General features: G+C 52.6%; 9 protein-coding genes. 6 read left to right on the forward strand and 3 right to left on the reverse strand.

The window, feature by feature from the left end:
* The first annotated feature begins 325 nt into the window (after positions 1 to 325).
* The 5 genes from VFA09_20895 (at position 326) to VFA09_20915 (ending at position 9,691) form a co-directional block, all read left to right on the forward strand.
* Positions 326 to 5,551 carry a HEAT repeat domain-containing protein gene (locus tag VFA09_20895; protein HZU69743.1) on the forward strand — a complete coding sequence of 1,742 codons (5,226 nt, stop codon included), beginning with the start codon at positions 326 to 328 and terminating at the stop codon, positions 5,549 to 5,551.
* Between the two features lie 84 nt (positions 5,552 to 5,635).
* Positions 5,636 to 6,262 (forward strand): hypothetical protein, encoded by a 627-nt coding sequence (locus VFA09_20900; GenBank protein ID HZU69744.1) that lies wholly within the window; start codon positions 5,636 to 5,638, stop codon positions 6,260 to 6,262.
* Between the two features lie 316 nt (positions 6,263 to 6,578).
* Positions 6,579 to 7,967: a serine/threonine-protein kinase gene (locus VFA09_20905; protein ID HZU69745.1), complete on the forward strand. Its 1,389-nt coding sequence runs from the start codon at positions 6,579 to 6,581 to the stop codon at positions 7,965 to 7,967.
* Positions 7,968 to 8,009: 42 nt separating this feature from the next.
* Positions 8,010 to 8,624, forward strand: coding sequence for a dual specificity protein phosphatase family protein (locus VFA09_20910; GenBank protein ID HZU69746.1), 615 nt, complete (start codon positions 8,010 to 8,012; stop codon positions 8,622 to 8,624).
* 122 nt (positions 8,625 to 8,746) lie between these two features.
* Entirely contained in the window at positions 8,747 to 9,691 is a 945-nt protein-coding gene (locus VFA09_20915) for a hypothetical protein (GenBank protein ID HZU69747.1), read from the forward strand.
* A 21-nt stretch (positions 9,692 to 9,712) separates the two neighbouring features.
* Here the strand turns inward: VFA09_20915 and VFA09_20920 are convergent, their stop codons facing one another.
* Both VFA09_20920 and VFA09_20925 read right to left on the reverse strand, forming a co-directional pair.
* Positions 9,713 to 11,146, reverse strand: a complete 1,434-nt coding sequence (locus VFA09_20920) for an NAD(P)/FAD-dependent oxidoreductase (GenBank protein HZU69748.1) — start codon at positions 11,144 to 11,146, stop codon at positions 9,713 to 9,715.
* Positions 11,147 to 11,385: 239 nt separating this feature from the next.
* Complete coding sequence (locus tag VFA09_20925; protein ID HZU69749.1) at positions 11,386 to 11,916, reverse strand: hypothetical protein; 531 nt, start codon at positions 11,914 to 11,916, stop codon at positions 11,386 to 11,388.
* A gap of 199 nt (positions 11,917 to 12,115) precedes the next feature.
* Here VFA09_20925 and VFA09_20930 point away from each other — a divergent pair, with 199 nt between their 5' ends.
* Positions 12,116 to 13,210 (forward strand): beta-eliminating lyase-related protein, encoded by a 1,095-nt coding sequence (locus VFA09_20930; protein HZU69750.1) that lies wholly within the window; start codon positions 12,116 to 12,118, stop codon positions 13,208 to 13,210.
* Here the strand turns inward: VFA09_20930 and VFA09_20935 are convergent.
* Positions 13,140 to 14,321, reverse strand: coding sequence for a toprim domain-containing protein (locus VFA09_20935; GenBank protein ID HZU69751.1), 1,182 nt, complete (start codon positions 14,319 to 14,321; stop codon positions 13,140 to 13,142). The genes VFA09_20930 and VFA09_20935 overlap by 71 nt on opposite strands.
* Positions 14,322 to 14,387: the final 66 nt, after the last annotated feature.

The following is a 14,387-nucleotide window of genomic DNA, read 5'->3' on the forward strand; positions in this document are numbered from 1 at the left end:
AGTCGATATTTCTGAAGGTAAAGAGAACATAGGTGACTTCCTAAAAAGAAACGGATACAATGGATGAGTTGAATCATAAACCGACATTTCTCCTATTCTAATCGCTATACTAGCACAATATTCACCGGAATACAGTGATTTCTATCACAAAATTGAGCAATCAGGCCCCTTTTTTGGCGGAGATTTCACTTTTGACTAAATATCAGGTGCTATTGAGACTATGCAGGCCGGCAAATCGAGGCCTGCGAGCTATAGTCAATAAGTGATATTTGCGATATACTGTCTCTGCTAGCCATGACAAAACATGAAAGGCAGTGATCGCGGCATGTCAAAAGAGCAGTACGCCACAGAATCCGCAGCTCAAGCCAGGATGATCGACAGGAGCATAGGGTCTTCTGTAAGATCAGGTGAGACGCGGTCGCGCTTACTCCATTTTCTGATTGGCCCTGGCATAGCGCTAGTCCTTATTTGCATTGAGGTGATTCTCTGGATACTTAATCCATTCCATCTATTCGGTAGAAATGCCCCACATAGCCTTGCAAGCCTGCTGACAACGCTCGTACACACTCCGCTATTGCTAGTCATTCCTCTCTTTGAACTGCTAATTATCAGTGGACTGGTGCTACTATCCGAAAGACCGCTTGCTATTCGCGCTTACCTGCGAGAAATACAGAGCAATCTAGAAGACTATCGCACTTTATATACGCCGCTGACGACCTGGAAAGTCGCATATAATACGAATCTGGCTTATCATCAAGATACTGCCGATCCCACGATTTCGACCCCATCCCAGAGCATGTCGTTGAGTGAACTCGCGCGGGAACGGCATTCGCACCTGTTAGTTCTGGGGTCGGCGGGCATGGGCAAAACGACGTTCCTGCGCCTGTACCAGTACACCTGCTTGCAGCGATGGGCCGCGTTGATGTCTGGTCGCGACCACATCCCCATCTATATTCCTTTGAGCCAGTACAGCCTCTTCCTCCAGGCACTCAAGGAGACGACTTCAACAGAGGCGATGGGAAATGGAACGTTACTTGATTTTCTGCTTAGTGGCGACCTTCCGGGTCTGCACCACCTGCGCCCGTATCTGAACAGATTAATGGCGCGGGGGCGTATCGTGTTCTTATGCGATGGTTTGGACGAGGTTGATGAGCAGTACCAGGCTGTAGTCAATACAGAAGTTGCGCAGTTGATGAGCCAGCAGCAAAACCGGCTGGTAGTCACCGGCAGCGAAGCGCATTTCCGACGGCAGCAAGAACTGGTGCGGGCGGCAAGCGAAAATCTGGTGGCACGGGCAACGTTTTTACCGCTTGATATGGCGCAGATTCGCAGCTTCATCGAGCAATACATCGATTCGGGGGCATCACTGGTCATTGCACGTTCAGGCAACGACCGGAGGCATACCGCGGGGCAAATTATCGATGTGATTACGCATAGTCCTGTTCGTCATCAATATTCTAACCCTATGTTGCTCTTCGTGCTGCTTGAGATCATCGATAAGATTGGCGTTGAACAGGCCAGGCACATTGATACGCGCGGGCGCCTTTTACAGGAATTTGTGATGTGCGTGATGCGGCATGCGTCAAGCACGTTAGATCAGCATTCGGAGGTTCCAGAAGAGAAAGAGATATTGTTCTTCCTTGGCGAACTGGCCTGGGCGGGGGGGGCCGATAAATCGGCGGTGGGCACGATCAATCGGCCCCTACGGGGACCAGGCCAGATAGATAGTCATGAGGAGCGGAGGGGAGATCAGGGAGTTAGCCGGGATGAGAAGGAGCAACTGCTGCAATTTGCACGACGCGCGACTCTGATCGAAGAAAATCCTGGTGGTACGATACGCTTCCGCCATCAATTGATTGCCGCGTACCTGGTTGGCTACTATTTCAATACTGTAATGGGAGAATCTACTGCAACAGGCCAGGCAGGACAGATAGACAATGGGGCGATGCTACAGCGTTTACTCAGTGATGTTGAATGCCACGCTGTAGCTATAGTGATGTGGGCCGGACAGGTAGATAACGCAGTAGCACTGGCCGAACGCATCACTGCACAGGCACAGGAAGCTCCTATAGAAACGCTGGTATTTAGCATGCTCTGTATTGGTACGGCCTGGTCAGGATCGCAGGGTGAGAATGCCGGTCGGGTAGGAATGCCGCCAACAGTGGAGAAAGTTGCGGCGGCAGTTTTGAGTGATGCGAGTTCGCGCCAACAATTGGCAGATCTCTTTACTCGCTGCGCTGTGAGCGGGGGCGAGGAAATCTATCAATCGCTGTTCCCAATATTGTTGATTGATGGCGCTGAACTGTTTATACCGCTTCTCGATCCCTTGATTGTTCCCGATCTGCTTTTCAAAGAACTGTGTGCGATTGTAGATAACGGGGCTTACGATCAGCAGGTCAAACGGCTGGTGCGCGTTCTGGGGCATTGCGGGGCGACAGCTGTTCCTCGCGCGGCAGAACTGTCGCAGGTCGGGGCCGGCAGAAGCCTGCGTTTGCGCTCCGCGGCGATTAATATCCTTGGCGGGACCGGTGAATCGAGCGCGGTACCCCCTTTACTTGTCTGTCTGGGCGATCAGGATCAATTCGTGATGAATCGGGCCATCAGCGCGTTAATTCGCCTTGGCCCTGAACATGCGCTATTGCTTTTGCTAGAAGAATTGGCAAATCATACGCCATCGGCGGTGCGAAAACAAATTCAGCTGGCAGCACTCAAAATCTTAGAGCGCTTTCTTGGGGAATCAAGCCCTGCGAGGCGACTCAATCAAACACAATATCAGAGCATCATTAATCTTCTCCTGGCGGTGCTGTCCGCGAATTATGCAGCAGAGGTGCAGGAGGCGGCGCGAGAAATCCTTGTGCAGCAGGGTCAGAGCGAGAGTGGGGAAAAGGCCATTGACTTACTGGTACAGAATCTCGCGTCAAGTGATGAGGGAACGGCTCGCAGCGCGCTCAAGACGTTGGAAGATATCGGCCCGGCGGCGACTTCGCGCCTGATAGGGCTACTACGCCAGCAGCCGCCGGAACTGGTGCGTGTACGCATTGTCGAGGTGTTCGGATACGTGCGCGATGAGCGTGCATTGCCCTATCTTCTCACGCTGCTGGCTGATCCTTCTATGACGGTGCAGCAATATGTTGCGCTTGCTTTGCGCGCTTATGCTCCTGCAAGCATTGCCGGTCTCATTGATGTCGTATTGCATGGCGATAGCGAGTTCGTTGCGACCAGGGCAGAACAGGTATTGGGCGATATTGGTGAGGATGTCGTCAATCCGGTTATACAGGCATTATCTCCTGTGGAACCCGAGCGCACGCACCTGCTGGTCCATGTCCTGGAGCGCGTGCGTGATCCACGAGCGCTTCCGGCGCTTATTCCTCTTTTGCAAACAGCGCAGGCGGGGCAGACGCTGCTGCTGGCCGTTATCCATGCGCTGGGCGAATTCGCCGATGCGCGAGCCGTTCCACCTTTGCTCGCTATACTGGCGCATTCCAATCCATTGCTCCATGAAGGCGCGATCAATGCACTCAGCCGGCTTGGGGAAGTAGCGCTCGACCAGTTGATCGAGGCGTTGGAGGTTTATCAAGACGCGGAACTCATCGCGCGGGTGCAGCGCGCGATTCTCGGCATGGCGCATTTCCCAGGTGAGCAATTGTTGAATAGCCTGGCAAGGGGCAGCGATGCGCAGGCAGAACGGATCATTGATATATTCCTGGAAAAAGGGGCTGAAGCCGCGCAGGTACTGGTCGCCAATCTCTTTCACTCCAACAGGCGTGTGCAGGACTGCGTGCGCCTGATGGTAGGCGAGATGAGCGGGCGCATTATTGTTCCGGCGCTGCTGGACGAGTTACATCGACCGGAGGCTCATTGGAGGGAAGTAATAACCGAATACCTGCTGCGGCATCCTCAGGAAGCCGTTCCCCCCCTGGTCGCCTTGCTGGACGATCCCGAACGCGGCGATCCTGCCTTCGCGGTCTTATCAAACTTCGGCCCGGAGATACTCCCGATGCTGGTGCCAGGCCTGGATTCTTTGAATAATCTGGCGCAGGAGCGCTCGCGGCATATCGTGGTGGAGCTGGTACGCCAGATACCTGAAGCGATTCATGAAGCTGTGCAGCTCTTCAACCTGGGGCTGCCGCAGCGCGCACGCGAGACGCTTGTGCATGTACTGGTCTACGACCTGGCCGAGATAAGCATTCCCACGCTGCTACAAGGGCTGGAAGATGCGCACCTGGTGGGCCATGTTTCGGAGGTACTGGTGCGTATCGTGCAGGAGGATGGCAGGAGCGGCGAAATAGCGCTGAATGCGCTGCTGGATAGCCTGCGTATAGAGCCGAGGCGTCATGGCGCGGCATTTACACTGGTTGATATCGGCGAAAAAGCTGTTCCCGGCGTGGGCAGGTTGATTACCGATGCCGAGGCGCATGTGGCGGAGACAGCACAAAATATATTGAGCGAGATGGGCGTACCGGCTTTTGCCTTCATCTGGTCGGCGCGCAGCGATACAAGCAATCCTGAACGGCGTGAAGCTGCCCGCACCATCTTTCGCAAGATGCGCACGGTCGTCATCAAGGATGAGCTTGTCGAGCTACTGAATAGCAGTGAGCTGGATAAGGTTTCTATGGCGCTGATATTGTTGTTGGAGCGCATTCACGATGAGGCCTTGCAGCCAGGATCAGAGCATGAAATGATACCGGCGCTGCTGGAACATGTGCAAACACATAGCGATGAGCAGGCGAGCCTGCGGGTGCTGGCATTGTTGTTGCTCCTGGGCGCGAATATGGTACTGACCCATATGGTTCAAGCGCTGTATGACTATCCAAGCCACCAGGAGCGCATCATCCAGGCATTCTTGCTGCTCGGTGAGGAGGCGGAAGAGAGCCTTTTGGATATGCTGCATGATCCCGATGCGCCTACCAGCCTGCGCGCTGAGGCTGCGGGAGTGCTGGGCATTATCGCACCACACCAGGATATCCGGGAATATGCGAGTATGCTGGGTGAATATGGTTTATGGGCAGGACGTTCGACCGGTCGCTCTAGCCTCCTGCAACCCGACCGTCTTGCTATCTCGCTGCGCGCCCTTGGCGGCTTGCTGGCAGGAGGTCATTGGGATATTAACGAATTACTTAGTATGCGCAATGCGAGCCGGGAGGGCAGCGCGGAGCGCGAGTTGTATGATATCTTGCTGGGATGGCGCAACAGTCCGCGTATCGCGCTGCTTCAACACGATCTGGAAAACGAGCGCCAGCAGCGCAAACAAGATGTATTGAATTTCACACAAAAAATTCTCGAACTGAATGCTCAGGTACAGGAACTTGAAGAAGATCTCGAGCAGGTACGCCAGGAACACAGTTCGCGCAGTGAGGAACTGGAGTATGCCACACGGGAGATCGACCATTTACGCGTCAACCTGAACGACGCGATGCAGGAGAAACAGACGATGCGCAACAGGCTACAACAGGCGCTGAAGGAGAATGAGGCGCTGCAGACTGAAAATCAGCGATGGAGCGCCTACTGCGACCGGTTAGAAGATGAGATCAAGCATTTAAAGGGAGCATGACTTGTATCTTCCTGCACACTAAGGTATCATGGAAAAGGTTTTTGTTATCGCAATGATTGTTATGTCATATAGTAGGAGAACAATATGCAGAGTTTCTTAACAAGCCCGAGCCGGCCAGCTTTGCGCAATGGGCTTATCTTTGGAATCGCTCTCGGCATTATCGAGGTGCTGTTTAGCTTTATAAGTCAAGCGGCTGCCCTGGCTGGCATTGGTACGCTGATAGCTTACGGACTCTATATTCTATTCGGATTCATCGCCGGTCTGCGAGCTTCACAACTAACCGGTAAGACGACGACAGGCGTGGCAGCCGGTGTATGGACGGGTCTATTCAGTTCTCTGGTCTCTTCTCTGGTCTCTTTCGTTCTCGTCTTAGTCAATATAAACGCTATCATTGGGACTTTCCAGGATCAGGCCAGAAAGACTCACCAGAACCCGGCTGTCTATACATCCCAGACGGTCATTGAGATCGAGTTGTTTGTGCTGGTGATTGTGATTATCGTCGCGTTGCTGCTTGGATTGGCCGGTGGAGCAATTGGCGGCGCTATCGGCAAAAACCGTTACGTTCCCACAGAGGAATACGAGGAATCCTTCTTTGTGCCTCCACTGAGAGAATCAACCGCATCAAGCATGGAAACGCCGACCGAGGTAACGACGGAGAATGAGGCAGCTCCGACAGAGATTTCGCCGACCGAGAAGTCACCGCTGGAGTAAATTTGAAAGTTACCTCTAATGAACTTTGTCAACCGAACAGAGGAATCGCCTCGTCCTGTAGGGACAGTGGCTTGTCCCTGTCCCGGCTGGGGCACGAGGACAGGGACAAGCCACTGTCCCTACAGCATTACCCGATTCGATGGGAAAAATTCATCAGGACGACCGCAAGGGTCGTCCTGATTTCAGGCTTGAGAAGGAGAACTTGACTATCCCACATTTTCAATCGCTCTCAGCTATGCTATAATAACTCAACGGCAAGATGAGTCGTTCAGTTATTAAATAGCGTTGCATGAGTGATTGAGAAGGGGATAGTCAGATGGCTTCTCAAGGTCCGCTTTCTGGTCAAAGATTGGGGAACAAGTACCTCCTGGGCGAACTGCTTGGCAGTGGGGGATTTGGGGATGTCTACAAGGCACAAAATCTCTACCTCAACCGGCCACAGGCCATCAAAGTTCTGCTGGAGAAACATTTCAGTGATGTATCTTTCTGCCAGCGTTTTATTCGCGAAGCACAAACGCTGGCTGGCCTGAGCCATCCCAACATCCTGCCCGTCTACGACTTTGAACTAGAGGGCAACCGCGCCTTTCTCGTCATGCCCTTTATCAGTGGAGGAACGCTGCACGATATTTTGAAGCAGCGCGGTCAATTGAACCTGCAAGAGACCGAAAACTATCTCACACAAATCTGCGCGGCTTTAGACTACGCCCATGCCAGAAACGTCGTTCACCTTGACCTCAAACCGCTCAACCTGCTGCACCAGGATGGCATCCTCTTACTCTCAGATTTTGGACTGGCCCATTTGATGAAAGAGGGCGCGGTAGAGGGCGGTTCGAGCCTGCGTTTCGGCTCTCCACATTACATGGCGCCGGAGCATCTTCAAGGCCTGCCCCAGCAGCGCAGCGATATCTATGCTTTAGGCGTGATGCTCTACCAGATGCTGGCAGGCGAACTACCATTTCGCGGCACAACACCCGAATCAATCATGCTCAAACACCTTACTGAACCGCCGCCTCCTTTACGTTCAAGGCGATCAGACCTGCCTTCCAACCTGGAGCCAGTGATAGGGAAAGCAATGGCGAAAAACCCGGCTGCGAGATACGAGACGGCGGGGAAATTACTGGTGGATTTCAAAGCAGCTGTCTCGAAGCCAGCTACGCAATTGCATCAATCTTCGCCATACAATCCACCTCTTGCACCAACGATACCAGCCAGGAATCCCTCGGTTGCGCTTTATAACCAGGGATCGCTTTCTACTCCAAACACTCCGGGCGTATCTACGACGCAAAATGCTTTCAGAGGCACACCATATACAGGACAGCCTGCACCTCAGAAGGCAACAACAATTGGCCATCCTATTTTGCGGCACAGCCTTATTTTCGGAAGCATCCTTGGTATTGTATCTATTATTCTTTTTTATACTAACATTTATCTTGATGTCGGAGGATTCAACATTTTCTCTTTGCTTTTGTTTATATTTTTCAGCCTGTTTGCGGGTCAAGGTTCTTCGAAGAAAACTAGAAAAATAAGAACAGGGATCATTTCAGGTATATATACATCATTGATAGGAGAATTTATTGGTTTTTTAAGCATTTGGATTCAATATCAAATCTTTTACATTCATGGTATTGAGATAATACCAGTAATCCTGCTTGGACTCATTGGAGGAACTATCGGCGGAGTTATTGGCAAACTGCGTTCAAAATAATATCAAACCAATACCATCTGAAGGCCGAAAGCGAGGCAAACCATGTCCGAAGAAATTGTTCAGCAAATCAAAGAACGTATGTACTCGGACCCTGCCTTTCGCCACGAGCTTATTGATTCGCCATTGCGTGTATTGCAAGCATATCCTCTCACCGAAGAGGAAAAGCAACAGTTTATCGCTCCGAACTTTGGCTGGATGATTGAGAACAGGCTGGCTGGCGTCTCCTATCCACGCTCTGAGGATACCATCGCTCTGTTGAGCAAACTAGGAGTACAGGCGTTACTCACCCTATCGGAAGAGTCATTGCCAGCTGAACTGCTCAGCAAGTATCAGCTTCGAGCGGAGCATTTGCCTGTAACCGACTTTACTGCTCCAACTCTTGAGCAGGTCAAGCGAGCCATAGACATTATTGACGACTTTCTGGCGCAGGGCTTACCGGTTGCCGTCCATTGTCGAGCGGGCCTTGGCCGCACCGGAACCATCCTGGCATGCTACCTGGTCTCGCAGGGCTGTAGCGCCAGGGAAGCGATTGAGCAGGTACGCATGAAACGCCCAGGTTCGATTGAGACGGCTGAGCAGGAGGCGGTAGTTGAGAAGTTTTTGCATATCTGTCAGAAGAAGAAGGAGGAGCCATCTCGCTCTGATGAACTTCGCTAAAATGCTGTTAGGAACAACACCTCGTGCCTTCCCTCCCCTGGCCCCTGGCTTGCCCACTCGACAAAACCTCTACAGCATGCTACACTACAGGCCATAAAATGGATGAGGGGGTCTAGTCCAGCATGGCAGGCTTATGGGATAGTATTATGAAGCGGCTGGTCAAAACCTATGCGCCGCACTTTACTAACTGGCTAATGGCGGAGGCCACGTTTGTACGCACCTTAAATGTGGAATTGCAGAGCCAGCAGCTCTATGTCGATGCCCTGATCGAGATCAGCAAAGGTGGCGAGCCTGGACTGCTGCTGATCGAATTTCAATCGTATCGTGATCCTGAGATGGGGCGACGAGTGGCGGAGTACAGCGTGATCGCCTCGCGGGAAAACCAGCATTGGGAAGTCTCTCCGTTCGTGATTTTCCTGCGCAAGGTTGGAGAAGTGGACCAACCGCCATATATTCGTGTGCATCGCGATGGCTGGGAGGAGTATCGCTTCAACTATCATATGATACAATTATGGGAGCTACCGGCCGAGTTCTTCTTGCAGCATGGCTGGTTAGGATTGCTACCGTTGGTGATTCTGACCCGGGGAGGCAAACGACCCGCCGCGGTCAATCAGGTGGTAGAAAAATTGACACAGGCGCAGGAGTACGACTTGTTGGCACTGACCCGCTTGTTGGGTGGGCTGGTGTACAAAGAAGGCACCGACGCAAGCGCATGGTTCAAGAGGAGGTTTCACATGTTCCAGGATATTCTGCGCGAATCCTGGGTCTACAAGGAGATCGCGCAAGAATACTTTGAGCAAGGGGTTGCTCAGGGTATCGAGCAGGGCATTGAGCAGGGCATTGAACAAGGAGTTGAGCAGGGCGAGCTACAGGGACAACGGAAGATGTTGCTGACCTTTATACAGAAGGATTTCCCTGAGGCATTGATCCTGGCCGAGGAGCAGGTAAATAAGATCAGAGACCCTGAGACTTTACAAACGGTCTTCCTTAAACTGATTCATGCTCAGACGGTTGAGGATGTGAAAAAGATTCTCTTTGATGTAGATACGAGTACAGAGAGACATTGACCACTCAGGAGATGCAGACCTTCAAAAGGCCCTCTTTAAGGCTGCTCTGGCCGCGAAATAGCCGCACATGCCATGCACGCCGCCACCGGGTGGGGTCGATGATGAACAGATATAGAGATGCTTGTCGGGGGTGGCGTAAGGCACGAGGCGGACGGCGGGTCGCGTGAAGAGTTGCAGGAAATCCTGCACGCCACCATTGATGTCGCCCCCGATATAATTGGCGTTGTATTGTTGGAGTTGGGTGGGTGACATGGTGTGACGGGCCAGAATGCGGTCGCGAAAACCGGGCGCGAAACGTTCGATCTGCGCTTCGATGCGCTCCGTCATGTCGAAGGTCGAGCCATTGGGTACATGGCAATAGGCCCAGAGGGTTTGCTTTCCAGTGGGGGCGCGTGTAGGGTCGAAGAGGCTCTGCTGGGCGGTGATGACGAACGGTTTTTCGGGGGGTATCCCTTTCCAGCAGGCCGATTCAGACGCGGCTATCTCCGGGAAGGTGCCGCCGATATGGACGGCTCCGGCGCGCAGGCATGCTTCCGCTTTCCATGGCACCGGGCCATCCAATGCGAAATCAACTTTGAAGACGCCGGGACCATAGCGATAGTGCCTGAGTTGCTGCTTGTATAAACCGTTCAAGCGATCACCGGCGATGCGCAATAACTGGCGCGGCGTCACATCAAAAAGGGTTGCCCGCGCTTCAGGCAATGCATCGAGAGAGTTGATCTCGAAATTTGTTACAATTTCTCCGCCCAATGAACGTAAATATGCCGCCATGGCATCTGAGATTTTCTGGGCGCCACCACGTGGAAAAGGCCATCCGACAATATGCGCGGGAAGACCAACCATGAGGCCGAAGGCGGCGCTGGGTGGGCGATTGAGGGGCAACATGGAGTGCGCGGCAAGGCCGGCGAAAAGGGCACGAGCGCGCTCCCCTTTAAATTCTGTTTCCGCGACGCTGCTGGCCGAACGAATGGCGCGCAGTCCAAAGGGAACCAGGACGAAAGGATGCAGCAAGGGCGATATACGCAGGGGGCCAAGGAATGCATTTTCGATGATGTTCCAGTGCCTGACGAGTGGATTCACCATTTTCTCGTATGCCAGCGCGTCACGGCCCAGGGTCGCAGCCGTTTGCTCTACTGAACGCTCAAGCACCATGGCCGTGCCATCATCGAGCGGGTGAGCAAGGGGAGCATCGGGTTGTATCCATTCCAGGCCGTGTGAAGCAAGAGGCAGCGAACGAAGGAATGGGGAGGTTACTGCAAGTGGATGTATAGCAGAACAGACATCGTGTAGGAAACCCGGCAGCGTCAATTCCTTCGTGCGAGCGCCACCCCCTATTGTGTCCTTCGCCTCGAAGACAATTACCGATCGGCCTGTACGCGCGATGGTGATAGCGGCTGCCAGGCCATTGGGTCCCGACCCAACTACAATTGCATCATATTTATAATATTCAGGCATGTATAACGCTTTTTATGGTTGACAATCCGGCTTATCCCGCTGATTTCCCAGAGGTCCCCAGGACGAGGTGAACCCAGGTAGGCTCAGGATGGGGGAGGGATTCTTCGCTTCGCTCAGAATGACAGGCGTGCGCGCACGCCTGTCATTCTGAGCGAAGCGAAGAATCCCTCGCGCTCCTACCGAGAATCACCAGGGCTTATAGACCCTGTAATAGTAGTATACCGCAAAGATCTCCCCCTTTACGGTACCAATTCGCCCGATTGTACTTTCAGCATGAGGGTGAGCCAGGCCAGCGTTTGCGGCATTGAGACCGGCAAGGAGAACCTGTAAGGTGTATCATGATCGCCGGGTGTGCCAGGTTCTACCTCTAATCTTCTTATGTCAAGTACGCTGATGCCTGCTCTGTTCGTGTCACTGTGGTGCTCGTTGATAGCCTTTGTTGCGGTCACCGCGGCCGGGATAGCAACTTCCTTCTCATGGGTATTTAAAGGCTCGGATTCAAGGCGTACTATATCTTCGCGGCTTATTCTTTGGCCACTTAGAAATTGTGTTGCCGTCATGGAATTGGAAGTCAGGCCTTCGTTTTCACGGGTCAGCATCTCATTCAATTTCTCAGGCGAGGCAGAGAAGAATACGCGAATACGCTCTTGCGGCACACAGCTAAACATCTTGATTAAACCCATGACTGATTGTGGAGATGTTAACAGGGTTGATTTCCATTGCCAGTTCGCGGTTTCATTTACGCGTAAGGCAACGCGGTAGTAGATCATGGTATAACTCCTTTTTGTATTTGTTTTGTGCCATAGAATTTTTAATTGTCGAACCTTTTAGAAGCAGATAATGTAGCGCTTTGCTATTCGTAACGGTGAACGTTACGAATGTGAGTTTTTGTGATACGATTTTGTTGTTGAAAAATTTGTCTCCAGGGTGATAACCCTGTTCTTCCACGCCGACTATTAAGGATCCGACATGACACATACAGACGAAGCACAGCAGGTATATAAGGCATGCACACGTTTTCTTACCCAGCATTATCCTCGCACACCTCAGCAGGTTTTGAGAGAACTTGCGGAGACGACAGACCCAGACATCGAAGTAGATCGTTATGGACAGGGCGAGATCATCAATCGATTTGAGGCAGAAGTGGCGGCACTTTTGGGGAAAGAGGCGGCCGTTTTCATGCCCAGTGGAACCATGTGCCAGCAGATTGCGTTGCGTATCTGGTGCGAGCGACGAGGGACATCTACGGTTGTTTTTCATCCTACGAGTCACCTGGAAATACATGAACAGAAAGCGTATGAGCGTTTGCATGGACTGCACGCTATCCTGGCCGGTTCTCCGGATAGGCTGCTTACGCTCAAAGACCTCAGTGCGATTGCCGAGCCGGTGGGAGCTTTGTTACTGGAATTGCCACAGCGAGAAATAGGTGGTCAATTGCCGACCTGGGAGGAGCTGAACGAGGTGATCGATTGGGCACTTCAACGTCATATTCCCACGCACCTGGATGGGGCGCGGCTCTGGGAAACACAGCCATTCTACAGGCGCGAATATGCTGAAATTGCCGGGCTGTTCGATACTGTCTATGTCTCTTTTTACAAAATTCTTGGCGGCATTGCAGGGTCGATGCTGGCCGGGCCTGCGGATGTTATTGCTGAGGCGCGCGTCTGGCAGCGACGACATGGTGGTAACCTGATTCACCTCTATCCCTATGTTCTCTCGGCTCAGAAGGGCTTGAGGGAGAAGTTGGGCCGGATGGAGGTCTATTGCGCAAAGGCAAAGGAGATAGCGGCTCTGCTTGCCGGATTTCCACAAATCGAGATTGTGCCAAACCCACCGCATACGAATATGATGCACGTTTTCCTGCGTGGAGAACAAGAGAAGTTGCTGGCCGCCGCGCTTGAGATCGCAAAAGAGACGCGTGTCAGGCTCTTTCAGTGGTTAACTCCGGCGGTCTTACCTGCCTATCAAAAATTCGAGCTGACTGTGGGGGATGCTACACTTGATTTACCGAACGAGGAGATTGAGAGCCTATTTCGAATGCTTTTCGAGAAGGCAAATAGGTAAAGGGACGGATTACAGTGTATTCTTCATTTTCAGTCTCATACAGGGCTAGAAGTGGAGTCAGGCAGGCCGATCCTGATTGACGCCAGCGTTCGTTCCAATCCTTGCCGCCGGGATTTTCTTGCTGCGAGCATATTTTTACTGTGATACTGGCCTCTTCAAACTGTTCAGCCAGGCGGCGTGTTGCTTCCTCACCACCAGCGTCATTGTCAAGCGCAAGCGTCACAATATACAATTGCGATGGGAACCAGTCTACCTGTGCCGCGGTTCCGGCCAATGCCACAATATCTCTTGCAGGAAAACCTGCCGCGATCAGCGCCAGGCGGTCAAAAGCTCCCTCGACGAGTACAATGGATCGCGGAAACTGCTCCAGGTCAGTTCCAAACCAGCCGGCCGGATTCGTCTTGATCCAGCGGCGTGGTCTCCCAGGCTTATCCAGGAGCTCCTTATGCGCGTTTTCATCCATTCCTGGCTTCCACTGCCATAAGGAACGCCCAATGAACCCCTTGCCATAAGGAGAGACCAGGGGAAAAAGCATGCGGTCTGTCCAGCGCTGGAGGATGCGGCGCTGCCCACGCAGTTCGGGCCTGTTCATTATCTCGGCAGGTAGATAGCAAACGCCGGTATCAATCGCTACTTCCAGTGGAATGCCCCGTTCGCGTAGATATGCCCGCGCCCTGGCTGATTGCTTTAAAGCCGCGCGCATCTGTTGTTCCAGTGAAAGCAGCCAGGCCAGTTCGTCTCGCTGCCACTTCGGCACGGTTCTGGGCGCGTGCAGCAGTACAGGCTGGTAGACAAACGGCAATTTCTTTTTATTTTCGTTTGGAGGATGATAGGTTTCTGACGACTCAGGAGATAATCCCTGATAGTGCATGCGTATCAGGCGCTGCGCGGTTTCACGATTCCATTCTGCGACCAGCACGGTGACATCACATGCAGCATTAAAACAATGCCCCCAGCCGTTCGCTTTATTGATGGAGAGCGAGCGCTGGTGATCGCTGCCATGCAGGTGGCAGTAGGCGCGCACGTACTCACCCACGTGTACTGGATCGCAAAGTTCAGATTGCAAGATGATCTCTATGCGCTTGCCGCGTTGTGTATGTATCGTAAGCATGGTTAAAAACGATTTCTCTTATTCTCACTCTGAACGTCAAGCCTCAGAAATGGCTGGAATACACTC

Source organism: Ktedonobacteraceae bacterium, from assembly GCA_035653615.1.
Lineage (GTDB): Bacteria > Chloroflexota > Ktedonobacteria > Ktedonobacterales > Ktedonobacteraceae > DASRBN01.

Excerpts from the sequence above, each read along its gene's own strand:
- VFA09_20930 (HZU69750.1), top strand. The coding sequence starts at position 12,116 with ATGACACATACAGACGAAGCACAGCAGGTATATAAGGCATGCACACGT.
- VFA09_20910 (HZU69746.1), top strand. The coding sequence starts at position 8,010 with ATGTCCGAAGAAATTGTTCAGCAAATCAAAGAACGTATGTACTCGGAC.
- VFA09_20915 (HZU69747.1), top strand. The coding sequence starts at position 8,747 with ATGGCAGGCTTATGGGATAGTATTATGAAGCGGCTGGTCAAAACCTAT.
- VFA09_20900 (HZU69744.1), top strand. The coding sequence starts at position 5,636 with ATGCAGAGTTTCTTAACAAGCCCGAGCCGGCCAGCTTTGCGCAATGGG.
- VFA09_20895 (HZU69743.1), top strand. The coding sequence starts at position 326 with ATGTCAAAAGAGCAGTACGCCACAGAATCCGCAGCTCAAGCCAGGATG.
- VFA09_20920 (HZU69748.1), bottom strand. The coding sequence starts at position 11,146 with ATGCCTGAATATTATAAATATGATGCAATTGTAGTTGGGTCGGGACCC.
- VFA09_20935 (HZU69751.1), bottom strand. The coding sequence starts at position 14,321 with ATGCTTACGATACATACACAACGCGGCAAGCGCATAGAGATCATCTTG.
- VFA09_20905 (HZU69745.1), top strand. The coding sequence starts at position 6,579 with ATGGCTTCTCAAGGTCCGCTTTCTGGTCAAAGATTGGGGAACAAGTAC.
- VFA09_20925 (HZU69749.1), bottom strand. The coding sequence starts at position 11,916 with ATGATCTACTACCGCGTTGCCTTACGCGTAAATGAAACCGCGAACTGG.